This is a genomic window from Bacteroides zoogleoformans, assembly GCF_002998435.1.
Classification (GTDB): domain Bacteria; phylum Bacteroidota; class Bacteroidia; order Bacteroidales; family Bacteroidaceae; genus Bacteroides; species Bacteroides zoogleoformans.
In genome coordinates this window covers 1854877-1880486 of record NZ_CP027231.1, presented here as the reverse complement: position 1 = coordinate 1880486, position 25610 = coordinate 1854877, and the positions used below count along the sequence as shown (strand labels likewise).

Here is a 25610-nt window from a genome sequence, read left to right as displayed (position 1 = left end):
GTATTTGCCACACCCTCGTCCTATCTATACTTTAATTAGTTGCCTTACTGAGGCGACACGCTTTCGCTGGTATCGCCCTTGTACCATTGCAAGCCTGCCGTACCGCCCGACGTCACCCAATTGACGAAACTCTCATTCACATCCTTAATGGATACTCGTTCGTTGGGCCAGGCATAAGTTTCGCCCGGAACACATATACCCCATACGAAGTTATCGGCCGTCTGATACTTATCTGCGAAACTATCACCGCTGGAGGCTCCTTTGTCTGTCATGGCAAAATTCTTGAGATGCACCTCTTTGCGTCTGCCTGTGCTTGCGTCGCCCACCGTGATGAAGAAGTTCACCTTGTCAAAACTGATGTCGGAGGCACGAATACCGGCAGGGATTGAAAGTGTGCCGGTCACTGTCTTATAGCGTGTGTCAGAACGTTCTCCGCTGACGTTCACATATTGGCCCCCCAGCAATTGGGCAATATTTCCATTGAGCTTCAACACTGCTTTGCTCTGACCGCTTTCCAACTCAACGCCATTAGCACTCGCCAAAGTAACGGCACTGCTTGCAACATTATCCAACTGCACGTAAGCGCCAAGAGTGTTGTTTGCACCTACTGCCATAAATGTAGCGGTCACTTCCAACTTGGTCAGCGGAATATTCTTTGCCTCCGCTTCTGACGCCGCTTCACCATTACCGGAAGCGGTGAGAACCAACTTCACCACAGCGTCGTTCATGTCATAGTCTCCAAAATTAGGCCACTGGTCTTCTATCGCATAGATGCCCGAGAAAGAAACGGCATACTGATAGTTGACCGAAGCCGGTGCCGGTGGTGTTTCCACATGTCCGGGGTTACATTCGGTGACAGGAATGTTTACCCCTGTGTTATTCACATCGCTTGTCAGCAAGGCACCGCCGGCAGTTGTCACATTCACATTGCCTACATAGTTGTTGCAGGCCACTACAAGATTTCCTTTATAATGGGCATGCTGGCCAGATGATACTGTCGCCGCACCTTGTGTGGTGGCACAATTCATGATAAGCAATGCTTTTTCGCTACCAACGCCGGTAAATACGCCGCCATCATGTTTATATTCAGCCGTACCATCTACACGGAATAAGGCACCACTACGCAAGTTCACGCCACCTTTGGTCATCAACAAATCTTTGGTCACTACACTGCCATGCGCATCTACTGTAAATAGGGCATATACTTCCATCTTATTGTTTACATTGAGACGACATTTATTGATAACAAGTACAGGTTCAGCTTTTTCTGCATAGTCAAAGTTCTCAGTAGTCCATTTCCCTTCGTTCACCCATACCGGATGAGTGGCACTGATATGTGTTTTCCCCGTCACGGACATTGTTCCGAAATTATATATATTACCACCACGATCATCCCTTACTTCATTGAACTCATCGGTAATGGTTGTACCGTCATTGATGAAGAAACTTTGACCGAAGAAAGTCAACTTACCATTGTGGTTGCCTGTACATTTGAGTTCTCCTTTTGCCAGATTGTAAAGAATGGCGTTGTCCGATGCCTCGATGAGGCGGAGTTCTACCTTACCACGGTTGTAGATGGCGCTGTTCTTCTTCAGCCCTATTTCGGGGAATTCGCCTGTTTTCACCAGCTGTCCGCCTTCGCTTACGTATATTGTGGTCTTTTCTGCTTGAAGAATCCAGCGGTAGCGTGCATCCACGGTCAACTTGGCACCCGGAAGGATGTATATGTTCACGTTGCTGCCGGTAATGAAAGAGTCTGCATCATTACCGAACGACAATTTCACATCGCCTGTAACATACAAATTGACATTACTGCCGGATACCTTCGTTATGCTGCTTGTCAGCATATAGTTTCCCGCAGCGGAAATGGTGCTGCCGCTCGGAGTCTGTGCATCTGTCGGTGCGGCTGTCGGGAAATCACTGTCGGCAGGGGTTTTGGGCAATGATGTATAATCCGATTTGGCACGTGTGACAGCAGCCTTTGTTCCCGCCACATATTTCTCATTGAAATCAACTGTTGCCGTTGAGCTTTCAACCACAGCCGATTTCACCAGCTTGGCACCTGTCGGTGTGGTTTGTCTGACGAATAATGTGCTCGTACCTTTACCTATTTCAAGGGAGGCAAAGAAATCTTTCTTGCCCGTAGCCGTACCTCGTGCCAACAAGGTTGCATCTTTGGCCGTAATCGGATTCTTGTCAAATACTTCCACACCATAGGTATAAGTCGCACTATATTGATCGGCCACTTTCACCGTAATGCCTACTTTCTGCAAGTTTTCCCACGTGAAATCATCTGTCGTGGTAAGTTGCAATGGATTTTTTTTCGCAGCTTCAGACTTTGGATTATAGACATCATTATCCGGACTGCATGCCAACATCATAGCACCCATCCATACAATCAGTCCAAACTTTACTTTTTTCATATTCGGATATAGATTAAAAATAGAACGAATAATACAACTCTCTACATTTTTTCTACAAATATAGGGCTTTATCCAATACAAGAGATTTTTTTCCACATATTTAACATATTTCTGTCTCAAAATCCTAATATCGAAACCAATAGTGGAAGAATATCGGAATCACCTTTCGAGAAAAATAAGGGGAGGTGTTAATAACGTTTTTTACCATCAGACAAAAGAGTGCCTCGTCTCCTACTCCTTTTATTAAGAACTTCTGAAGAAAGTGCCGTCCATACCTCAGCCTTATCAAAGCCGTATCAACTCCGTATCTATATAAGCGGAGGTTATACGGAGTTGATACGGAGTTGATACGGAGCTGATACGGAGTTGATACGGAGGTTATACGGAGCTGATACGGAGGTTATACGGAGCTGAGGAGGGTATACGGTGTGGACTGTAAATTGCAAGGCCTCTATTATTGGCGGTTTTTACGTAGATAATATGCATATTTTATCAGAAAACAGCTATCTTTGTCGCACTAAAAATGTTCATAACAAAAGAGATACACAAATATATGGAAAAGAAATTCAAACGCACCACGGTGACGTCCGCCTTGCCGTATGCCAACGGGCCGGTGCACATCGGCCACCTGGCGGGCGTCTATGTGCCCGCCGACATCTACGTCCGCTACCTGCGGCTGAAGAAAGAAGACGTCGTCTTCATCGGCGGAAGCGACGAGCACGGAGTGCCCATCACCATCCGGGCCCGGAAAGAGGGCGTCACGCCGCAAGACGTGGTAGACCGCTATCACGCCCTCATCAAGCAGTCGTTCGAGGACTTCGGCATCTCGTTCGACGTGTACAGCCGCACCACCTCGAAGATACACCACGATACGGCCTCGGACTTCTTCCGCAAGCTGTACGACAAAGGCGAGTTCGTCGAGAAAAGCAGCATGCAGTACTACGACGAGGAAGCCAAACAGTTCCTGGCCGACCGCTACATCACCGGCGAATGCCCGCACTGCCACTCGGAAGGCGCCTACGGCGACCAGTGCGAGAAGTGCGGCACCAGCCTCAGCCCCACGGAGCTGATCAACCCCAAGAGCGCCATCAGCGGCAGCAAGCCCGTGATGCGCGAAACCAAACACTGGTACCTGCCGCTGGACAAGCACGAGGCGTGGCTGCGACAATGGATTCTGGAGGAGCACAAGGAGTGGCGCCCCAACGTCTACGGCCAGTGCAAGAGCTGGCTCGACATGGGGCTGCAGCCGCGCGCCGTGAGCCGCGACCTGGACTGGGGCATCCCCGTGCCGGTAGCAGGCGCCGAGGGCAAGGTGCTGTACGTGTGGTTCGACGCCCCCATCGGCTACATCAGCAACACCAAAGAGCTGCTGCCGGACTCTTGGGAGAAGTGGTGGAAAGACCCCGAAACACGGCTCATCCACTTCATCGGCAAAGACAACATCGTGTTCCACTGCATCGTCTTCCCCGCCATGCTGAAGGCGGAGGGCAGCTTCATCTTGCCCGACAACGTGCCGAGCAACGAGTTCCTGAACCTGGAGGGCGACAAGATTTCCACCTCGCGCAACTGGGCCGTATGGCTGCACGAGTATCTGGCCGACTTCCCCGGCAAGCAGGACGTGCTGCGCTATGTACTTACCGCCAACGCTCCGGAGACGAAAGACAACGACTTCACATGGAAAGACTTCCAGGCACGCAACAACAACGAGCTGGTGGCCGTATATGGCAACTTCGTGAACCGCGCCCTGCAACTGACCCGGAAATACTTCGACGGCACGGTTCCCGCCGCAGGCACGCTGACCGACTATGACCGCGAAACGCTGAAAGAGTTTGCCGACGTCAAGACGCAAGTGGAACAACTGCTGGACGCATTCAAGTTCCGCGACGCACAGAAAGAGGCCATGAACCTGGCCCGCATCGGCAACAAGTATCTGGCGGACACCGAGCCTTGGAAACTGGCCAAGACGGACATGGAGCGGGTGGCCACCATCCTGAACATCGCCTTGCAGCTGACGGCCAACCTGGCCATCGCCTTCGAGCCGTTCCTGCCCTTCAGCAGCGAAAAGCTGCGCAAGATGCTGAACAAGGACAGCTTCGACTGGAGCGAGCTGGGACACACCGACCTGCTGCCCGCCGGACACCGGCTGGGCACCCCCGAACTGCTGTTCGAGAAGATAGAGGATGACGTCATCCAAGCGCAGGTAGACAAGCTGCTGGCCACCAAGAAGGCCAACGAGGCGGCTGACTACAAGGCTAATCCCATCAAGCCGACCATCGCCTTCGAGGAGTTCGAGAAGCTGGACATCCGCGTGGGCACGGTGCTGGAGTGCGAAGCCGTGCCCAAGATGAAGAAGCTGCTGAAGTTCAAGATTGCCGACGGACTGGAGAACCGCACCATCGTCAGCGGCATTGCCGAGCACTACCAACCCGAAGAGCTGGTGGGCAAACAGGTGTTGTTCATCGCCAACCTTGCCCCCCGCCAGTTCAAGAACGGACTGGTGAGCGAAGGCATGATTCTCTCCGCCGAGAACTACGACGGCGCTTTGGCCGTGACGTCGCTGCTGCGGGAGGTGAAGCCGGGAAGCGAGGTGAGGTAAAGAAATAAATTATCCATGAAAGAAACCACATGTTCCATTTTGGAACATGTGGGTAACGAAGGGAGACAGAAGATAGAAACAGCCACGATCGTTTCCTCGTCATAGATAATCATGAAGTGTATCACATCGGCGCATCGCTTAAGGATTTAGGGAAAAAGGTGTTCGCTTTCTCAAAATTGAACGAGGCGGCAATCTCTATTCTGAAAATGATGGAAGAATAAGAAAGCAAAAACGGCATGAACGAGACATCACTCAAAGAGAAGACAGCCAAAGGACTGTTGTGGGGAGGCTTCAGCAACGGGATGCAACAGTTGCTGAATCTGGTCTTCGGGATTGTCCTGGCCCGTCTGCTGGATGTTTCGGACTACGGCATGGTGGGCATGCTCACCATTTTCTCCGCCATTGCGGCCGCCTTGCAGGAGGGAGGTTTCATCTCGGCGCTGACCAACCGGAAGGAGGTCTCTCACAAGGATTATAACGCCGTGTTCTGGTTCAGCACCCTGTGCGGCACCACGCTTTATGTGCTGCTCTTCTTCGCCGCCCCGCTCATTGCGGACTTCTACAAGACACCGGAATTGGTTCCCCTTTCCCGGCTTTCATTCCTGGGTTTTGTCATTTCCAGCCTGAGCATTGCACCGCGTGCCTACCTCTTCAGGAACCTGAAGATCAAAGAAACCACCGTTGTCTCTCTTTCCGCGCTGTGCGTCTCGGGAGTCGTCGGAATCATACTGGCCGCCAACGGATTCGCTTATTGGGGCATCGCCTTGCAATCCATCGCCTTTGTAACGATGGTGACGATACTCAACTTCTACTTCTCCCGTTGGCACCCCACACTTCAGTTAGACTTCACTCCCATCAGGGAGATGATAGGATTCAGCAGCAAGATGATTGTAACGAACGTCTTCACAATCATCAACAACAACCTGTTATCCGTCCTGCTGGGCAGGTTCTATTCCGAACGGGAAGTCGGCAACTTCACGCAGGCAAACAAATGGAACGGAATGGGACACAACACCATCACTGGCATGATAAACGGCATTGCGCAACCCGTCTTCACCCGCGTGACCGACGACAAGCCCCGTCAACTGGCTGTGTTCCGTAAGCTGCTCCGCTTCACGGCCTTCGTCTCCTTTCCCGCCATGTTCGGATTAAGCCTGATAGCAAGAGAGCTGATTGTGATTGCCGTTACCGAGAAATGGCTCGGCAGCGTTTACATCATGCAGATTCTCTGCATCTGGGGCGCATTCATTCCTGTTATAAACTTATTCTCGAACCTGGTTATCAGCCGCGGACACTCTTCCATCTACATGTGGAATACCATCTGCCTGAGTGTATTGCAACTGGTGGCCGTATGCGCCATGTATCCCTTCGGACTGGAATGGATGTTGCGCGTCTTCGTTGGCATCAACATCGGCTGGCTGTTTGTCTGGTTCGGGTTTGTGAGAAGAGAAATCGGGTTGAAGGCCGGCGATATGCTGAAAGATCTCTCTCCTTATTTGCTCTTATCCGCCGCCCTCGTCACAGCCGCCTGTTACATCGCCCGCCCCATCGAAAACCTCTACCTGAGCCTGATTACGAAAGTGGTGTTTGTGGCCGGCCTCTATGCCCTGACCTTATGGAAGCTGCAATCCGTCATCTTCAAAGAGAGCGTCGAGTTCCTCTTAAAAAAGAAGAAGCCATGAGCCGCATCGCCTACATCATATCCGCCTATAAAGACGCGCCGCACTTACGTCGTCTGGTAGATGCCCTGGCCGGTGACGCCGATTTCTACATACACATCGACCGGAATGCGGACATCCGCCCTTTCAAGGAGTTGCTGAAAGACAAGACGACCTTTGTGCCCCGGCATCGGGTGAGCTGGGGAGGCTGGGGGCAGGTGGAATATCAGAAGGAACTGCTGTCCGCCGTGCTGCACAGCGGCATCGCTTATGGCCGCGTCGTCTGCCTCAGCGGGCAAGACTATCCTCTGTGGCCCAACACCGAGATACACAGCTACTTTGACGGGCACAAGGAGACGGAGTTCATCGTGGCAATGAACCTGACCCGCTCTGCCGACAAGCAGCAGATAGCCAAAATCATCTACTACCACTTCTTCCGCGACCTGAACATCGGAAGTCGGTGGTTGCGGAACAAGCTCATCGTAGCCTCACGCCACCTGATGCAGTTGCTTCCGTTCAGGAAGCGCCCCTTCGTAAAGCTTGGCGGCAAAGAAGCGGATGTGTTTTTCGGCTCCGACTATTGGGCCATCACCCTGCCTTGCGCCCGCTATGTCTACGAGAAGCTCTGCACTGAAAAGGAGATGACCCGCTACTTCAAGACAAGCTTCGTCCCCAGCGAGCTATGCGTACAGACCCTTGTGTTCAACTCTCCCTTTGCCGCCCGCGCCTTGCTGTACGAAGGCAGATACGCCGGACTCCACGCACTGACGCCCCTGCATTATATCGTATACGGCCAATCCATCAAGACCATGACTCCGGAAGACCTGCCTGCACTGAAGCTGTCGGGCAAGATGTTCTGCCGGAAAGTGGTGAGCGGAAAGTCGGACGCCCTCATAGAAACCATCGAAACAGAACGAAAAGCCGAAACCTCATGAAAATACTGACCATTATAGCAGCCTATAACTTCGAGCGTTGGCTGGACCGTTGCCTGGGCAGTCTGCGCCAATCTTCGCTGCAAGCGGATGTGGTGGTGATAGACAACGCCTCGCAAGATCGTACCGTACAGCTCATCGAAAGCCGCTATCCGGAAGTCCGCCTCATCCAGAGCCAGGAGAACCTCGGCTTCGGCCGTGCCAACAACCTCGGTATGAGAATGGCGTTGGAAGAGGGCTACGAGGCTGTTTTCCTACTGAACCAAGACGCGTGGATAGATGCCGAAACGCTCGGCACATTGAGCGCGCTTAGCGGTAAATACCCCCAATATGGCATCTTGTCGCCCACCCATCTGACCGGTGCGGGCGATAAGTTGGAGAAAGGTTTCGCCGGTTATGCAGGACTAAGCCCTTCGGCGGAGTTGAAGACCTATCGTGCGAAAGACAAGTCCCTTTGTCCTCCCATAGAAGTGCCTTTCGTCAATGCGGCATTCTGGTTTATTCCTGTTTCCGTATTGAAGCAAGTGGGCGGATTCTGCCCCCTCTTCCGACACTATGGCGAAGACGTGGACTACGTCAACCGTTTACACCGTTGCGGTTACCGGATAGGGTATTCGCCTTACGTACAAGGATGCCACGACCGGGAATACCGGCCCGTGGCTCGCAAAGCCTTCCTATATTCGGAGGAAGTTTATCTGTTGTCCGAGTATGCTAACGTGCAATACTCTTTTCCCAAGGCATTTGCCTATGGAGTGGCGGCGGGCATCAAGAAAACGTTTAAAGCATTGCTGCAAGGAAATCTGAAAGATGCCGTCGCCTATCTCCGCATCACGGCAAGCGTATTCGGCCGGACAGGCAAGGTCATCGGCTATCGCAAGCTGAACAAACGATGCGGTACATGGTATATATGATAATTTAGAACCAAGTAAAGAAACAAAGTCATGAAAGATTACGCCCCTATCCTGCTCTTCACTTACAACCGTCCTGCCCATACCCGGCAGTTGATAAAGAGCCTGCTGACTAATGAAGAGGCCGCCCGCAGCCGTCTGTTCGTCTATTCCGACGCCGCTCGCAACACCGCCGACCAAGCGGCGGTGGACGAAGTGCGTCGCTACCTGCACACCCTTGCCGGCTTCCGCTCCGTCGAGGTGATAGAGCACACCGAGAACCAAGGATTGGCGGCCAACGTGATAGCCGGCGTCACCGAACAAGTGAACCGCCACGGGAGGGTCATTGTGCTGGAAGACGACCTGATGGTATCCCCCTGCTTTCTGCGCTTCATGAACGATGCCCTCTGCGCCTACGAAGATGAGCCGCGCGTGGGGCATATCCAAGCCTGCGACTTCACCCAAGACCCCTCCCTTCCCGCCACTTTCCTCATTAAATGGACGGGAAGCTGGGGCTGGGCCACGTGGAAGCGCGCCTGGCAACACTTCAACCCCGACGGAAAAGCCTTGCTGAAGCAACTCGAAGACAGAGGCCTGACCCGCACCTTCGACTTCGACGGCACGTACGGCTTCACCCGCATGCTACGCCGGCAGACCGAGGGGAAAAACAACTCATGGGCCATCCGCTGGAACGCCAGCCTGTTCCTGGCGGATATCCTTTCGTTGAATACCGGCAGATCGCTGGTGCAGAACAAAGGGTTCGACGGCAGCGGCACCCATTGTGGAGGCGGCGGCCTGTACGACGCCTCGCTTTGGCCGGAGCCGCTTCCGGTGGTAAAAATCAGCCCAGTGACAGAAAACGCCGAGGCACGGCGCATCTTTGCCCGCTACTATCGTCGCACCAACTTCTTTTGGGCAAAAGCGTTGCGAAGAATCAAACGTACGCTGAAAGGCGACTTCGGTGTCTAAAGCCTTTCCCCCCTCCCCTCCCTATGGGGGAGGGGGAGAGATAAGAAGACGGGCAGAGTAGGCCGATGGAGATGTATGGTTGTTTATAGAATGTTAATACTGTGCGAAAAAGGCGGGAGTTCCGGAATAAACCATTACTTTTGCCCCCACAAAATGAAATGTGGAAAGATTTGAGTAGCTTGCAACCACAGAAAAAAATGCTAAAAACACATCCTTTTCTGACGGCTTCGTGCCGGACGCGTCTCTGCTCATCTCCCTTTCCGCTTCTTCATTGAAACATCTGTTTTATTAACCATCAATTATCTTTGAAGAAATGGGCTATTTATTCACATCCGAATCGGTGTCAGAAGGACATCCCGACAAAGTGGCCGATCAGATATCGGACGCTGTGCTTGACAAACTGTTGGCTTACGACCCCAACTCGAAAGTAGCTTGCGAAACGCTGGTCACTACCGGACAGGTGGTGCTGGCCGGAGAGGTGAAGACAAAAGCGTACGTTGACCTCCAACTCATCGCACGCGAAGTGATTAAGAAGATTGGATACACCAAAGGCGAATACATGTTCGAGAGCAACTCGTGCGGCGTGCTGAGCGCCATCCATGAGCAAAGCCCCGACATCAACCGCGGCGTGGAAAGGCAAGACCCCATGGAGCAGGGCGCCGGAGACCAGGGAATGATGTTCGGCTATGCCACCAACGAAACGGAGAATTACATGCCGCTCTCGCTCGACCTGGCACACCGCATCCTGCAAGTGCTGGCCGACATCCGCCGCGAAGGCAGGGTGATGACCTACCTCCGCCCCGACGCCAAGAGCCAAGTGACCATAGAGTATGACGACAACGGGACACCCGTCCGCATCGACACCATTGTGGTCTCCACGCAGCATGACGACTTTGTCAGCCCCGCCGACGGCAGCGAAGCCGCACAGCTGAAAGCCGACGAAGAGATGCTGGCCGTTATCCGCAAGGACGTCATCGAGGTGCTGATGCCGCGCGTCATCGCTTCCATCCGTGCCGAGAAAGTGCTGGCTCTGTTCAATGACCGCATCACGTACCACGTCAATCCTACCGGGAAGTTTGTCATCGGCGGGCCTCACGGAGATACCGGGCTGACGGGGCGCAAAATCATCGTGGACACGTATGGGGGTAAGGGTGCTCACGGCGGCGGCGCTTTCTCGGGGAAAGACCCCTCGAAGGTGGATCGCAGCGCGGCGTACGCGGCACGGCACATTGCCAAGAACCTGGTGGCTGCCGGCGTGGCGGACGAGATGTTGGTGCAAGTGTCTTACGCCATCGGTGTGGCACGCCCCATCAACATCTTCGTGGATACCTACGGACGCAGCCACGTCCACATGAGCGACGGTGAGATTGCCCGGAAAATAGACGAACTGTTCGACCTCCGTCCGAAGGCTATCGAAGACCGCCTCAAGCTACGCAATCCCATCTATCAGGAAACTGCCGCCTACGGGCACATGGGGCGCGAACCGCAAACCATCGTCAAACGCTTCCAGAGCCGCTACGAGGGCGACAAGGAGGTGGAAGTGGAACTCTTCACTTGGGAGAAGCTGGACTATGTGGATAAGGTGAAGGCGGCATTCGGCCTGGTGTAGACGCTGCGAAGAAGGACGGGACACAAGCCTTTCTACAAAAATCATAGAGAGGCTGTTGACTGTAATGTCTCAATCAGATACGCTCTTTAAGTGACGAGTATATAGACCTTATTGATGCCAAGTAAAGAGAGGTGTCATGATACCTGAATAGAAAGATTTACCCCTGCTACAACTATCTGTGGCAGGGGTATTCTTCATAAAGAGAGAGCTCTCACACCCCCTTTTCATCTCTGTTCGATTCTCCTTTCTTATTCGGCCAAGATGCCTATTTCGGCTCCCGACGCATAATCATGTCCTTGTTGCTCGCTCAAGGCGGTGAAGCGGATGTAGCGCGCCTTGACGGGTTTGTCGAAGCGCACGGTTTTCTCTTTCCGGTTTCTCTCGAAGCTGCCTTCGGCCACGGGGTCGCTCCAAGTCTTGCCGTCGGTGCTCACCTGGATGCGGTAGTCCTTCACGTTGCCGTTGTCGCTGTCCTGTCGGGGCAGGTAAGTGATGCTTTTGACGAGTTTCACGTCTTTAGCGTCTAAATCCACCCAATGCGGATACTTGGCCAGGGTGACGGAGTACATGGTGTGCCAGATGGTCGCGGCGTCCCCGTCGGTCAGGTTCGTGGCCTCTTCGCCATCGGTCTCCTCACTGCTGGCGTTTATTACCTCGGCTTGCACTTTCTCTATCTTGCCGAAGGTCTGCGACGCTTTGATGTCGGGGGTGGACTTGAACCATGCCGTCACACTGCCGCCTTCGCGCATGGGGATGGGGGCGTTGTAGGTTCTTGCTTTCTTCTCTTTCCCCAAGGTGTAGCAGATTTCGGCTTCGGGGTTCAAGGACAAGAAGCTCACCTCGCCCGCCTCGTTGCGCACGATGCTCAAGGGGAGGGTGCCGTTGCCGCTTACCTGTGCCGCTTCCGTCAGGTTCTTTGCTGCCGGACGGATGATGAAGCCGAACGAATGCGGGCCTGCCAGTACTCTGTCCGGCTCCAGCGGTCCGCCTTGTCCGCAACTGTTGCCGCCCAAGCCTGTGACGCCGAGGTCGAGGTGCAGATAAGTGCCTGTCGTCTCCGGAAGCTGATAGGGATGTCCTGCCAGCGTCATTTCGACAGCCGTGTGTTGCAGCGGCGCCACGGACATCTTGCCGCCGGTGGCAATGAATTGTGCCCCTGCGCCTGCGGCATCGGTCAACGCACACCAGCGCACCTCTTCATGATTGGCCATATCCTGCGGCTTGGGGAAGTTGGCGAACTCTTTTTCCACCGTGCTGCGATAGAGTTCGATGAACTGTCCTGTTTTGCGGTCGGGGTAGTTCTCGACGGGCCCGCGTCCGTAGTAGGTGAAGTTATCGTACTTCTGCGGAAGTTTCATCACGTAGCCCAAGCGCGGCAATATCAGCTTGGGACGGTTGGACGTGATGCCTGCCTGCAGCTCTATCGAGCCGTCGCGATAGACCGTCCATACCTGATTGGTCGTGAACTTGAAGTCGTTCTCGCCGAATGCGCGGTCGGTCAGTTCCTCAATTGTGTTCCTGCCGCTGGATGTTCCGCCAAGAATGCGTGCGGCGTTCGGCGCTTGCGACTCTACAGTGAAGGCCAGTACCACGGCGCCGTCGGGACGTTGCAGGGTAGTGGCGCGCACGGCTTTGTGCCGCAAGTTGTGCAGACCGTTTTCGAACCATCCGGCATATACCCAGTTGTCGTTGTTGACGAAAGCACGGAAGGCGTCGAGCTTCGGCCCGTTTCCATCGGCTATAAGCGTCTCGCCTTTGTATTTCAGGCTATAGATGGTTCCGGTCTGCATGTCGAAGCGTGCGTCGAACTCCTTGCCACGGATGTCGGTGAAGCGTGCGTCCGTTTTGTCTATCAGCAGGTTTCCGGCATTATCGGTCAGGGTGGCGATGCCCGGCAGGTTGCTCGCGGGCTTCAGGAGGAATTGCTCTTCGGCCGTTGCATAGCCCTTTTCCGCCCAAGGTTTCTTGTCTTTCAGGCAGAACTGCATCTTCACGAAATACTCGGCAGCGGGCTTCAACGCCTCGTAATTATAAGGAATCTGTACGAGCGCCCGGCTGCGCGGGGCGATACGGGCGGCGGGCAGTGTTCCGCTTTGCACTTCGCTACCGTTCTCGTAGAGCGACCAGCGCACTTCATAGTCGTTCAAGTCTTTGAAGTAGTATTTATTGAAGATTTCGAAGCTGCCCTTGCGTATGTCTTTGGCTTGCACGGCGATGTGCTGATACACCTTCTTCACTTCATAGTACTGAGGTTTGGGTTCGAGGTCGGCAAACACGATGCCGTTCATCACGAACTGTCCGTCGTTGGGCGTGTCGCCGAAGTCGCCGCCGTAGGCCAAGTATCGTTTGCCTTCGGGGGTGTAGTTATACATGGCTTGGTCTACCCAGTCCCAGATGGCTCCTCCGCAGAAGAAGTTGGTCGACTCAATGGCTTCCCAATAATCCACCAGATTGCCCACGGCATTGCCCATGGAGTGTGCATACTCCGAGATGTGGAAAGGATATTTGATGCCGTACTTCCCTTTCACGGCCTCGCGCGTCCAAGCGATGGACGGATATTGATTGGAGCCCATGTCCACGATGTCGTTGTTGCGCTCGTATTGCACCGGCCGAGAGAGGTCGAAAGCTTTCAGTGCATTGTAGGCAGTCACGAAGTTCTTGCCCGGCCCGGCCTCGTTGCCCAGCGACCAAATGACGATGGAGGGATGGTTGACATGACTGTGTACCATTTCCATCACGCGTGCCACATGCGCTTTTTCCCACTCTATGGGGTGAGACAGGGACGCTTTGCCGTAATAATATTCGTGCGACTCCAGATTGGCCTCGTCTTCGAGATAGATGCCGTACTTGTCGCAAAGATAGTACCAGTAAGGGTCGTCGGGATAGTGCGAGTTGCGCACGTGGTTGATGTTGGCGCGTTTCATCAGCATCACTTCCCGCTCCATCTGTTCGCGGGTGATGGCATGTCCCAGTGCGGGATTGGTCTCGTGGCGGTTCACGCCCTTCAGTTTCACGGTCTTTCCGTTGATGTAGTAATAACGTCCGGCCAGTCCGAACTCGTCTTCCGAGGCAGGGGTGTCCTTGATTTCCACCTTACGGAATCCCACATAGGCAGAAACGGTTTCTATGGTGCGCCCTTTCCTGTCTTTCAGTTCGCCCACCAGCGTGTAGCGGTGAGGAGCCTCTGCCGACCACAGCAAAGGTCTGGGCAGCGTCAGTGTGGTTTGGCTGGTGACGATGCCGTCTTTACCCACAGGCATCACGGCAGCAACGGCTGTGGCGCCTGTCACCGGCGTATTCTCGTCTGAATAAAGCTTGTCGGCATAGAGCGAATAGACCATGCTGCATCCTTTAGCCTCTTTCTTGTCGAGGTTGCGGATGTCGGCCTTGATGGCGAGCGTACCTTCCTCAAAAGAGGAGTTTAGGTCGGGTGTAGCCACCAAATCGCGCACATGCAGTTTAGGAACCGAGGTAAGCGCCACCGTGCGGAAGATGCCCGGCAGGCGGAACATGTCTTGCGACTCGAGGAAAGAAGCGTCCGAACTGCGATAAACAGCCACGGCCACGGTGTTCTTTCCGGTTACGAGGTAGGGAGTGATGTTGAAGCTCGCCGTGTTTCGCGAGTTCTTGGAGAAGCCGACGTATTGTCCGTTTATCCAGAGATAAAAGAAAGAGTCCACCCCGTCGAAGTCGATGAAGACTTCGCGGCCGTTCCATCCGGCGGGCAACGTGAAATCGCGGCGGTAAGACCCCACTTCGTTGCGATGCTTGTAGGTAGTCCAGTGGGCAGGCGGCGTGCGCATCACTCCTCCGCGCCAGTCGTCCACCGCCACCTTATGCTGGAAGATGACGGGCTGGTTCACGTAGATGGGTGTTCCGTATTTCTGAGTTCCGTCTTTCCGGATGCCGTAGATGTTCCAGCTCGAAGGCACGTAGATATCGTCCCAAGCCGACACATCGTAGTCCGTACGTTGGAAGTCTTTCGGTCGTTCATCGGGATTGGGCACCCATTTGAATTTCCAATCACCGTTGAGGCTCATCCAATAAGCGCTATGCTCGGGCAATACTTTCCGTGCGGAGCTGACGTCGGCAAAGGAAAAGAAATAAGCGCGAGGCTGTTCCTTGTTCAGCGCCAGCCGTTCGGGCGACTCCCATTCCTTTCCGTCGGGCGATTGAACGGACGCGTACTGAAATCCGCGCAGACTGTCTCGCACGGCAAATGCGGTCGAGACGAACATTTCACACAATAAAAAGATAATAAGTGGCTTTCTCATACGATAATAATAATTGTTTTAATCGAATATTAAGAGTTCTTACATCACTTGCAATATAACCCGATTTCGACAGAAAAAGAAGAGCTGCTCTCACTAACGTTAGTCGCCGCCCGTGCCTTTGGGAAGTCGTGCGTCATGCCTTTGGGAAGTCGTGCGTCATGCCTTTGGGAAGTCATGCATCACGTCTTTGGGAAGTCATTTCAGCCGCATCAAAAACTACCGGCGAGTGTCCTTCTTTTCATCTCTATTCCATCTTTATATCGGGCTCAGATTACATTATATACTTTCAGGTTACGGACGATGCTGTTGAACGTTCCGGCCTCTTTGAGCGGGAACACCAGCGTACGTACGTAGTACATCTTCTTTGTTTTCTGACTGTCGTCTTGTACGAAATCGCGGCGCAGGATGTTGAGTTCTTCCCGCAACTTGCCGTTTACATACAGGCGAGTCGATTTATTATCTCCCTCGATGGAGATGGAAACCTTCTCGCCCGGCATCACCCGGTAGTTGAAAGTATTGAGATAACCATCGCGCGCAAAGCCCATCATTCCACTTATTGGGTCGGCAAGGTAGAATTCGGCATCGGGCGAGCGGAACAGCACGGCTCCTTTCGACTCTTCGCGTCCTTCCACATCGAAGGAAACACGATAACCGTATCCTATTTCGCGATAAGGGGTGGTAAAGCCCGGTTTCAGTTCGGAGAGTTCGTACACCAATCCTTTCGTCGAACCGATACGCCCCAGCCGGTTTACTCCCGGAGCTTCTCTCAACGCCAGCCTCTTTTCTTCAAAATCATCGTAAGACCAAGAAATGTTTTCGCCCGTCCACATCTTGACAGCCAATGTTTGCAAAGCCGGATACGTGCGATGGTGAATATCTTGCACCGAAATACCGTTCCCCACATGGTCGTTCCATACGGCAAACATGCCCCCAAGCAAATTCGGATGACGCTCCTCTATCTTTACGGAATTGATTTGCGCCGGTGTCCAGCTCTCATACAAGCGCTTCGTATTCAAGTAGTCGTAATAGTATCCGGCAGCAGGTACGATATACGTCAGTCCATCGGGAATACTGACTAATTTGTAGCCCAAGTCGAGCATCTCAAGCGGATTGGCATAATCATTAGACCAAGCATCCATAATAACATTGTCTACTTTCACCGGGGTGCTGCCTTTGGCATGCGTCAGCGATCCCCAAATAACGGCCTGCTTGCCGAAGCTCTCCACATATCTGATGTAGTGGTCGGTAAAAGCCCTGAACCGTTCCACCACAGCTTTGTCTTTGTTGGAATACTCGTCCGTGCCGATGTGTATACGCGGCCCTCTGAACACGGACTTTTCTCCTTCCAAATATTCTTTGAACAGCGCATCGACAAACGTATAAGTTTCCGGATTGAACAGATCCAGATGATCCATTCCATACTCCTTGCTTCCAATGTACGGCTTGTAATGAGTAAACGCCAACGCATGTGCCGGCACATCTATTTCGGGTATGATTTCGACCCCCAGTTTCTGTGCCTCTTCCTGAAAAGCGATAAACTCTTCTTTGCTGTAGTGCCCGTCTCTTGAGGTCAGACCGGGATATGTGTCGCTCTCCAAACGGAAAGCGGCGTAAGTCTTGTTCCAATCGTTGTCGAAGTACTCTTTGAAGCCGTTGTCGTTAAGGTGCACTTGCAGCACGTTCATCTTGTAATAGGCCATCACTTTGACCAAGTCTTGGAGGTAAGAGAGTGGTATGAACTTACGCCCGCAGTCCATCATGAATCCTCGAACCGAATAATCGGGCGAATCCGTTATTGTACCTTTAGGCAGCCGGCGCTGTTCGTCCTGTTCGGCTATTTGAAGTAGGGTGCGAGTAGCCCAATACAGCCCTTTCGCATGCGAAGCCGACACTTCTATGCCTTGGCCTATCCGTATGCGATAACCCTCTTCGCCCAAGTCGGATTTCGATGACAGGCTGAAGCGTATACCACTTTTTTTCCCACCATCGGCATTCACCTTCGGGGCGAATCCGAACATCAGCCGGCAGTCCTCGGCAAACAGCTTCGCCACTTTCTCGGCTTCAGGCTGTTTTCTATCGAAGATTATCGAGGTTTCTCCGTTCAACTCAAAATGTCCTTTGCCTCCCTTCCACTCTTTCAGTTCGGGAATGGTGAAAGGCTTGGGATTGTTTTCCGCCCGTAAAGCGGAAAAGGAAATGCACAAGATTGCTACAGCCAGCAATAATCGGGTATTTTTTAAGGTAAGCATGGTTAATAAATTGTTATGTTAGTTATTGACTGTTTTCGCTCTCTTTTGCGTACCGTCCAACAATTGCCGCTGAGTGTTTATGGGAGCAGTAATCAGTTCGGGAACATTGAATGTATAGGTACATGTGTTGTAAAATTCAGGATCTTCTTGCGGCAGGAGAAAAGGTTTGCCTGCCCGTCCTGTTTCAGGGTCGAAAGCCGCGAAGAAAAGGCGTGCCCATAGTGTGTCCAACCGCTTGCTGCTGAAGACAAACCAATATCCTGACGAAGACCAAGTATGATAACTGTCCACGTCGTTGCTGTTCACTTCGTCCAATGCCCGGACTTGCTTGGTTTCCAGCTCCAACAAAAACAAGTCGCTTTCCGCATGCCAGATGGAGAAATTGCCGTAATCGGATTGAGTAAACATCAGGTATTTGCCGTTCGGAGAGATACGCGGATGAGATACCGACTTGCCTATCGAAGAGGCTTCATACACACATTCCAAATCATACAGCCTTTCTTGTTTCTTGTCAAATCGGATGCGATACAAGTCGTAGCGGATGCTGTCTAAAGAAGTATTTTTCCGATAAGCCTTCGCTCTGCAAAAGTAAAGGTTCTCCCCATCAGGACTCCAAGTCGGGAATGTTTCCATATACGCTTTCGTGTATACCAGCGAATCGGTGAATATCCGATTCGTTTCGGTGTCATAGATGACAATATCGGATTCCAAGTCGGAGACTTCTACCATTTTCTTTCCGGCGGAGTGGAAAAACTGTTGTACCTCATTCATGGAAAAAGCCAAATAGCGACCGTCGGGATTCCACGAGGGATAAGTCGCTCCGTTCTTGAATCCCTCCGGTTTCAGGTTTGTTTTTTCAACCTTACCGTTCTTGTAAATCAGTGTTCCTCCGTCTTTACCCCGAATATGCATCATCATGTTGTCGGGCGAATGCCGAGAGAAAGAGTGGCAGTTGACGCATTGTCTCCCGAAATCGCGATTCTCCACAACGGGAGTTTGCTCATGAGAAGTCAGGTCGCGTTGATAAATTCCCATTTCATTCCATAATTCATAGCCGGGGTAGAGAAGCCGGTAAACCAGACAGGGGTCGATAGGGTGAGTTGAAATCCGGTTGACGATGTCTGCATAGCCCGTCCATTTCTCACCTTGCAGCACACTGATACGGAAAAATATATCCTCCCCTTTGGCTTCTTGTAATAATTGTTTCCATTGCTTTGCCGGAATCCTGATGGTAGGCTCATCATTGCTTATAATCATCTTAACGGCCGCACCGTATCCTATTTCCGCCTGATAAGCCGTTCCGTCTTCTTTTATGACAAAGTTCGGAGGAGCGATATTGCATGGAAACACAACATTCGTATAGTCGGGATATATCTGAGGAACAGCCTCGCGATAAGCGTCGGGCTTATGATGGCGTGCGCATCCTCCGAGCAGGAAGAGAGAACCTATGATATAGATATGTAGGAAAAAGTTTTTCATGGATAAACCTGTATTACTGCATTATCAATTTGTGAGAACCTTATTGCCGTAGGGACTGATGTAATTCAGGTAAAACCAATACGTATTACCGAATTCCCGTTGCAGTTCATTCATCTGATTCTTTTCGGCCAAGTGATAGTAGCGTTCAAATCGACGCTTTGTTTCTTCGCTTACGCGAAAGCCTACTTTAGCGAACTCCTCTTCGGGAACTCCCAATTCATATACATACAGAGCTTCTTCATAAATCCGGGGCAGTTCAGGGTAAGAGAAGTTGCATATGTATTTCAGCGACTTGGCAAATTTTTCTACATGGTTGCTCAACAGCAAGTGACTCATCAGATACTCGAAAGCCATCCGGTTGGCCGTATCTTTCTCACACAGATAGTTCAGTTCCGGACCTATGTTGACGACATTCGAGAAGCGTGCCGGAACATCGTTCACTCCGATCAATGCGTTGTAGGGTAATTCATCGGATGCCTCCTTTGACTGCTGCTCCAATGAGCAGGCGGCATCACTGTAAAACAAGGATTGCTTAAGCACATTGATGAAACGTTGCGCCACCTGGGGACGCTGAACCGCAAGGTTGTAGCGTGCCAAGTTGAGCAGATGCGGAGCAGTCTCGCCCCATACCACCATTGCCTCGAACTCCCATCGGTGAGCTTCGTTCAGGTGGCCCAGTTCTTCGTAAAGCACGTGTCCGTATTCACTCTCCCTGCTGTTGGCATTCCACGGGAAGTACAGGCCTTTTACTCCCAAGGCCTGCGGATAATCGAACAATCGGTAAGGCATTTGCCCGGCGTGATATAAGGCCATGTTGTGGTAATAAGAGATTAATTGGTTGCTTCTGCCTCTGCGCAGATAGTTTTCGGTATACTCCATCACCTTGTCCCATTGTTTTGCCTTTGCAAACTGGTCGGTACGGAGCATGATACGTTCGCTAACGTTATACTGTTTTATGAAATAATAGTAACCGCCTGCCGTATAAAGCGCCAAAAAGAGGCACACAATGCCGATGCTTATGGCCTTGCGCTTGGGCAGAAAACGAACAATCGCCGGATTAATGTTTACGAACCGCCCGGCAACGGATAGCAGCATGTTGGCCAGCAATAAGGCGAAGAAACTTCCTGTTACGATGTTCAAAGTGTGGTCTACAGACATGGTATGAAGGAAGAGGGCAAGCGAAGGAATCACCGCCAAGTTCATCAGGTCTTCAGATTTGAAGACAATTCGGTACAAACGGTCGGTGAGATAGTAAACTCCTGCCAAAAGAAAGGCCAAAAGGGCGCTTCCCCATGTGGGATGAAAGAAAAACTGTATGAAGAAATTAGTGGCATACGACAAGAAACCCTCCGACAGAACGGTACGGTGGAAATATGCCGAAGAGAAAAGAAAAAGATGATGTTGCTCATGATAGATAATCACATGCGACAATGCTCCTTGATAACACAAAAAATAGGCTATGAAAAGTGTGGCAAATACGATATACTTTAAAAACCTCATCATCAGGAATATTGAATTATAGGGGTGTCCCGAGTGTTTCCGGACACCCCAGTTGTTACATTCACGGTTTTCTTAGTTCGGATAACCGAGGTTTTGAGTCAGATTGGAGTTCAAGTCACGTTCGGATTGCGGAATGGGATACAGATAATTGTGATCCTCGTATTTGCTACCCGTAAGTTTGATATTTTCTCCTTCATAAAGGATGCAAATCTTTCCCCCGTCTCCATCCACGGCACTCGAAGAATCTACCAACTTATATTTCAGTCCCAAGAACGGAGCGTTCAACACCTCTTTGGCAATTCCCCAACGACGGATGTCCCATTGGCGTTTGCCTCCTTCGAGGGCAAACTCTACACGCCACTCGTTGCGGATGCGCTGACGTAGGGCATCTTGTGTGCCGCAATACGTTGGTTTACTTGCATCCTTATTCTGTAAATCCGGCATGCCCACACGCTTTCTTACTTGGTTCACAGCATCAAATGCAGTGGGGTCAAGTGGAGACAACTCATTCTGTGCCTCGGCATACGTAAGCAACATCTCTGCATAACGGATCAAGACAGCGTCTTTGCCCATATCCCATCCCTGTGAAGAGGGTTCGATAGAAGGATCAAGCCATTTCTGTTGATAGTAGCCCGTGGCAGTAGCGTCACCGTGCTGGCCAATACCCGTCACTCCCGAAGATTTCAAGGGAGCTACCTTTATATTTACGCCATACATTGATTCACCATCGTGCAACACATTTACCTCCAAACGCGGGTCTCTGTTTTCGAAAGGCTTCTTCTCGTTATAGATTTTTGACTTTGCTATCGGTGCCCCTTCTATATCTTCAAAAGCATCTACAAGACTCTGCGTTGGGTCAATACCTCCCCATCCTTTGGTGGGGAAAGCTTCCCAGCCAATCAGAAACCAACTGTTTTCCGACTCCTTGAACTGTCTTACCAAAATGAATTCTTCGCAGCCGTCGGCTTTCTCCCAGAACAGTTCCTGATATTTTCCGGTATTCTCTTTGTCGTATAACGCATACTCGCCCAAATCCATAACTTTCTTGGCATATTCTGCCGCTACGTTCCATTGGCTGTAATAGAGAGCCGCTCTCGCTTTCATGGCCATGGCCGCTCCTTTGGTAATGCGGCCGTAGTCTGCCGCAGGCCAGCTTTTGGGCAGATATTCTATGGCCTTGTCGAAGTCAGCCATCATCTTGGTATACACTTCATCACGAGGCATACGCTTCACATCGGCTTGGTCGGCTAAAGCAAGCGGCGAGTCGGTGTAGGGTACATCTCCAAACTGCTGTATCAAGGTGAAGTATTGGAATGCTCTGAAGAAGTGGGCTTGTCCCAGCACCTTGTTCTTCTCGGCAGTGTCATAGTTGACTATATTGTCTATCTTGGCAAAGACTGTATTGGCCTTACGTATGGCAGCATAGTTATCCGACCAACTGAAGTCCGACGGGTCATAGATACCTATAGAGACGTTTCCTGCAGCCCATTTAATACCATGCACCGCATCATCCGAGTTGATGGCGTCGTCCACGTCCCAGTAAGGCAATGACCTATAGAGGTCAGATACCGCCATTTCAGCATCTTTAGGCGCTTTCCAATAACTGTTGTCTGAAAGTTCCTCTAATGGATAACGTTCCAAGTCGACGCAGGACGTCAGTACCGGCATCGTAAATGCTATTGCATATAATATGTTTCTTATTTTCATAATTTCAAGAATGATTTTAAGGATTTAGAATGTCATTTTCAGTCCGACGGTCACTTTCTTCACATTGGAGTAGAAATTACCGCGCGTATCTGATGGTGATTCGGGATCTAAGCCTTCCAAACCGGAGAACGTAAGCAGGTTCTCACCGGCCACATATAGCTTTACGCGCTCGAACCCAATCTTGTCCAAGAAGCGTTTGGGCAGGTTATATCCCAACGAGATGTTCTTCAGGCGCACGTACGATGCGTCTTGCAGCCAGAATGACGACGTGGAGTAGTTTATCTTCGAGCCGAGAGTCAAACGCGGGTACGTAGCATTGTGGTTTTGGGGCGTCCAACGATCCAAATGTCTTTTCAACACCTTTCCGCTGTTGAAGAACGAGTAGGCGGCTTCCATCGTATAGTAGGCGTCTACATCGAACGCTCCCTGCCACAGCATGGAGAAGTCGAAATCCTTGTAGGTAGCGGCAAGGTTAAGTCCCGCCGTCCAGCTGGGGAAGTTCTGTCCGATTACTTGACGGTCGGCCGAATCAATCTTCTTGTTGCCATCCAAATCCTTGTATTTGATGTCGCCAAGTTTTTCAGATCCCGTGCGTTTGGGATAGTTCTTCAAATCATCTTCCGTGTTGAAGTATCCGTTTGCCACGTAGCCGTAGAACGAACCGATGGGATGGCCTTCCAGACGCCAGTATTTGTCGTTGTCGGGATCAACTCCTTCTGTGCCACTCATGTCAGTAATTTCATTCTTCACGTATGCCACATTGAAGTTTACGCTGTATCTGAAGTCCTTGTTCACTTGGTTATTGTGGAAGATGCTCAAGTCGAACCCCTTGTTTTCAACGCTGCCGGCATTCTGTGCGGGGGCATTCATCCCTATCACCCCCAATATGGGCAGGTAGAGCAGCATGTCGTTGGTGCGCTTCTTGTAGAGCGACAGCTCGAAACCCAGCATGTTGTTCAGGAATCCGGCTTCCAGACCCAACTCGTAGTTGGTCACGGTAGCCCACTTCAGGTTAGGATTGACGTAACGCGACTCGTAGGTAGTGGCATAGAGCGTATGGTCGAACATGGTTTTGTTGTAGGCATACGTGCCCACAGAGGGATAGATGTCGGTGTTCTTCAGCTCTTCGTTACCGGTCTTACCCCAACCAAGACGCAACTTCAGGTTGTTTATCCACTCCGCGTTGTCCTTGATGAAGGCTTCTTCCGACAAACGCCATCCGGCGGAGAAAGCAGGGAACACGCCCCAGCGGTTTTCTTTGGGGAAGCGTGACGAGGCATCGGAACGGATGTTGGCTTCAAACAGATATTTGTTCTCGTAGTCGTATTGCAGACGGCCGAAGTATGACAGACGGGCAATTTCGTGACCGCCATCGCTATTCTTTTGCGAGGAAGCGTCCAGCGTGTTTAACGATTCGGGCAAGGCATCGTTTCCGCCGCCCGTACGGCTGGTTTCCGTATATCTGTAAGTATATTCCACTTGCTCCACACCGCCCAGTAAGCCCAACGAGTGCTTACCGAAGCTCTTGTTGTAGTTTACGAGCAGTTGAGAGGTATACCAGTTCCAATTGTAGTAATGGTGATAACCTTCGCGCTTGCCTGAACTCTGGCCGCCATAGCTGTAGTCTTTCTTAAAGCGGCGACGGTCGCGGTAGTCGTGTCTGAGAGAGTAGACGCCCTTGATGCTAAGCCCCTTCAAGGGTGTAAGCGTCAGGTATGCGGTGGCATTCAGTTGCTGGTTCAATGTGCGGTCTATACCGGTTCTACCTTGTTCGGCCACCGGATTGTCTTTTCCGGGATGAACGAAATTACCATCTTTGTCCCGTATAGGATCAGTGGGCGGTATGCGGATTACATGGTGCATCAGTTGGTTAAACGTCACGAATCCATCGTTGTCAATGCCACGGTAGGCCGAAGTATTCAGCCCCCATGCCAACCAGTTGGTAATCTGTGAGTCGAGATTGATACGTCCGTTATATCGTTCATAGTTTTTATCTTGCGACAAACCGTCTTGATACAGATAGGCCAACGAGGCCATGTACGATGTTTTGTCCGTTCCGCCCGATACGGAGATACTGTGCTGCGTTTCAAGTGCGCTTTTTTTCATCACCTCGTTGTACCAGTCGGTGTCGGGGTGTCCGATGGGGTCGGAGCCGTCGCGGAACTTCCGGATATCTTCTTCCGAGAAGGGGTAAGGGTCATTGGGGTTTTCGTTCTTCACCGCCTCATTATATAACGTGGCATAATCGGCCGCTCCCAAGAACTGAAGACGTGCCGTGGGGCTTGCCCAAGACACCGTGCCCGAGTAATTTACGCGTGCTCTTTGTCCTACCTTACCTTTTTTTGTAGTAATCAAGATTACACCATTGGCTGCCTGCACACCGTAGATGGCTGATGAGGCAGCATCTTTCAGAACGGATACCGATTCAATGTCACTGGGATCGATGTTGTTCATGCTTCCCGGCACTCCGTCTACTATCACCAGCGGACTGGCGGCATTAATCGAGTTCTTTCCGCGAATGGTGATGCTACCCGATTGTGCACCGGGAGCACCGGAGTTCTGTATAGTTGTCACACCGGGCATTGTGCCGGCCAATGCCGCAGATACGCTTGCCACCGCACGACTTTCCAAAGCATCTGCGTTGATAGATGCTACAGAGCCTGTCAGGTTGGATTTCTTCTGCGTGCCATAGCCTACAACCACCACCTCGTGCAGCATCTCGGTGTCTTCTTTCAGGCGGATGTCATAGTTGCCGGCCGCATTCACCTTGACTTGGCTGTTGGTGTAGCCTATGTAGGAGATAATCAGCGTGGAGCCTGCGGGCACATTCAGCATGTAGCGTCCGTCAAGGTCGGTGATGGCACCGATGGTAGTGCCTTGCACCAACACGTTGGCACCGATGACCGGTTCGCCGGTATCGTCCGAGACGACACCCGTCACCCGCACCTCTTTCTTCTGTTGCCGGGCGGGCTCTTTTTTATTGAAAAGAGTGATTTGCAGGTTGGAAATCTCGAAACCGAGACCTGTGTTCTTCAGCAATTCTGTCACAGCTTTGCTGACGGTGGCCTGCTTCACGTTCATACTGACGGTTTGCTGCAAGTTCACTTGTTCGGCGTCATAGAAAAACGTATAGCCCGACGCTTGTTCAAATCTGTTCAGGGCTGTTTGTAGAGATAGGTTAGAGAATTGAATGGAAATCGTTTTTTCGGCTTTTCCCGTCTGTGAAAAGACATTGAGAAAGCTCAATAATAATAGAGAAATTAATAAACACAGTTTTTTATTCATATCTTTGTTAATTAGAAGTTAACTGTTGGGGCCTCTATGCTG

13 protein-coding genes are annotated in these 25610 nt (G+C 51.6%); 6 read left to right on the top strand and 7 right to left on the bottom strand.

Annotated features, from left to right (window positions below; all coding sequences use genetic code 11):
- Window positions 1-44 precede the first annotated feature (44 nt).
- Window positions 45-2423, bottom strand: a complete 2379-nt coding sequence (locus tag C4H11_RS07830) for an LruC domain-containing protein (protein ID WP_129588291.1) — start codon at window positions 2421-2423, stop codon at window positions 45-47.
- Between the two features lie 553 nt (window positions 2424-2976).
- On the opposite strand from C4H11_RS07830, the gene metG reads away from it, so the two are divergent.
- The 6 genes from metG to metK all read left to right on the top strand — a co-directional run bounded on the left by metG (window position 2977) and on the right by metK (window position 11074).
- The gene (metG, locus tag C4H11_RS07825; protein ID WP_106043238.1) at window positions 2977-5019 is read left to right on the top strand and encodes a methionine--tRNA ligase; all 2043 of its coding nucleotides are present in this window, start codon (window positions 2977-2979) and stop codon (window positions 5017-5019) included.
- A 236-nt stretch (window positions 5020-5255) separates the two neighbouring features.
- Entirely contained in the window at window positions 5256-6701 is a 1446-nt protein-coding gene (locus C4H11_RS07815) for a lipopolysaccharide biosynthesis protein (protein ID WP_106041157.1), read from the top strand.
- Entirely contained in the window at window positions 6698-7612 is a 915-nt protein-coding gene (locus C4H11_RS07810) for a beta-1,6-N-acetylglucosaminyltransferase (protein WP_106041156.1), read from the top strand. The genes C4H11_RS07815 and C4H11_RS07810 overlap by 4 nt, the downstream gene beginning before the upstream one ends.
- Window positions 7609-8520, top strand: coding sequence for a glycosyltransferase family 2 protein (locus C4H11_RS07805; RefSeq protein WP_106041155.1), 912 nt, complete (start codon window positions 7609-7611; stop codon window positions 8518-8520). Before C4H11_RS07810 ends, C4H11_RS07805 begins: the two co-directional genes overlap by 4 nt.
- A 30-nt stretch (window positions 8521-8550) precedes the next feature.
- Window positions 8551-9465 (top strand): glycosyltransferase family 2 protein, encoded by a 915-nt coding sequence (locus C4H11_RS07800; RefSeq protein WP_106041154.1) that lies wholly within the window; start codon window positions 8551-8553, stop codon window positions 9463-9465.
- Between the two features lie 313 nt (window positions 9466-9778).
- The gene (metK, locus tag C4H11_RS07795) at window positions 9779-11074 is read left to right on the top strand and encodes a methionine adenosyltransferase (protein WP_106041153.1); all 1296 of its coding nucleotides are present in this window, start codon (window positions 9779-9781) and stop codon (window positions 11072-11074) included.
- Between the two features lie 248 nt (window positions 11075-11322).
- Here metK and C4H11_RS07790 read toward each other — a convergent pair whose 3' ends face one another.
- The 6 genes from C4H11_RS07790 to C4H11_RS07765 all read right to left on the bottom strand — a co-directional run bounded on the left by C4H11_RS07790 (window position 11323) and on the right by C4H11_RS07765 (window position 25568).
- A complete protein-coding gene (locus C4H11_RS07790) occupies window positions 11323-15348 on the bottom strand; it encodes a glycoside hydrolase family 2 TIM barrel-domain containing protein (protein ID WP_106041152.1) in 4026 nt (1341 codons plus the stop codon).
- 266 nt (window positions 15349-15614) lie between these two features.
- Entirely contained in the window at window positions 15615-17597 is a 1983-nt protein-coding gene (locus C4H11_RS07785) for a family 20 glycosylhydrolase (protein ID WP_106041151.1), read from the bottom strand.
- Between the two features lie 18 nt (window positions 17598-17615).
- On the bottom strand, window positions 17616-19076 hold the full coding sequence (locus C4H11_RS07780) for a TolB family protein (RefSeq protein ID WP_106041150.1): 1461 nt from the start codon (window positions 19074-19076) through the stop codon (window positions 17616-17618).
- A gap of 24 nt (window positions 19077-19100) precedes the next feature.
- Window positions 19101-20579 (bottom strand): DUF6057 family protein, encoded by a 1479-nt coding sequence (locus C4H11_RS07775; protein WP_164996518.1) that lies wholly within the window; start codon window positions 20577-20579, stop codon window positions 19101-19103.
- Window positions 20580-20648: 69 nt separating this feature from the next.
- A complete protein-coding gene (locus C4H11_RS07770; RefSeq protein ID WP_106041149.1) occupies window positions 20649-22283 on the bottom strand; it encodes a RagB/SusD family nutrient uptake outer membrane protein in 1635 nt (544 codons plus the stop codon).
- 24 nt (window positions 22284-22307) lie between these two features.
- Complete coding sequence (locus C4H11_RS07765; RefSeq protein ID WP_106041148.1) at window positions 22308-25568, bottom strand: TonB-dependent receptor; 3261 nt, start codon at window positions 25566-25568, stop codon at window positions 22308-22310.
- Between the last annotated feature and the right edge of the window lie 42 nt (window positions 25569-25610).

Coding starts and splice junctions, on each gene's coding strand:
- C4H11_RS07830 (WP_129588291.1), bottom strand. CDS start 2,423: ATGAAAAAAGTAAAGTTTGGACTGATTGTATGGATGGGTGCTATGATG.
- metG (WP_106043238.1), top strand. CDS start 2,977: ATGGAAAAGAAATTCAAACGCACCACGGTGACGTCCGCCTTGCCGTAT.
- C4H11_RS07815 (WP_106041157.1), top strand. CDS start 5,256: ATGAACGAGACATCACTCAAAGAGAAGACAGCCAAAGGACTGTTGTGG.
- C4H11_RS07810 (WP_106041156.1), top strand. CDS start 6,698: ATGAGCCGCATCGCCTACATCATATCCGCCTATAAAGACGCGCCGCAC.
- C4H11_RS07805 (WP_106041155.1), top strand. CDS start 7,609: ATGAAAATACTGACCATTATAGCAGCCTATAACTTCGAGCGTTGGCTG.
- C4H11_RS07800 (WP_106041154.1), top strand. CDS start 8,551: ATGAAAGATTACGCCCCTATCCTGCTCTTCACTTACAACCGTCCTGCC.
- metK (WP_106041153.1), top strand. CDS start 9,779: ATGGGCTATTTATTCACATCCGAATCGGTGTCAGAAGGACATCCCGAC.
- C4H11_RS07790 (WP_106041152.1), bottom strand. CDS start 15,348: ATGAGAAAGCCACTTATTATCTTTTTATTGTGTGAAATGTTCGTCTCG.
- C4H11_RS07785 (WP_106041151.1), bottom strand. CDS start 17,597: ATGCTTACCTTAAAAAATACCCGATTATTGCTGGCTGTAGCAATCTTG.
- C4H11_RS07780 (WP_106041150.1), bottom strand. CDS start 19,076: ATGAAAAACTTTTTCCTACATATCTATATCATAGGTTCTCTCTTCCTG.
- C4H11_RS07775 (WP_164996518.1), bottom strand. CDS start 20,579: ATGATGAGGTTTTTAAAGTATATCGTATTTGCCACACTTTTCATAGCC.
- C4H11_RS07770 (WP_106041149.1), bottom strand. CDS start 22,283: ATGAAAATAAGAAACATATTATATGCAATAGCATTTACGATGCCGGTA.
- C4H11_RS07765 (WP_106041148.1), bottom strand. CDS start 25,568: ATGAATAAAAAACTGTGTTTATTAATTTCTCTATTATTATTGAGCTTT.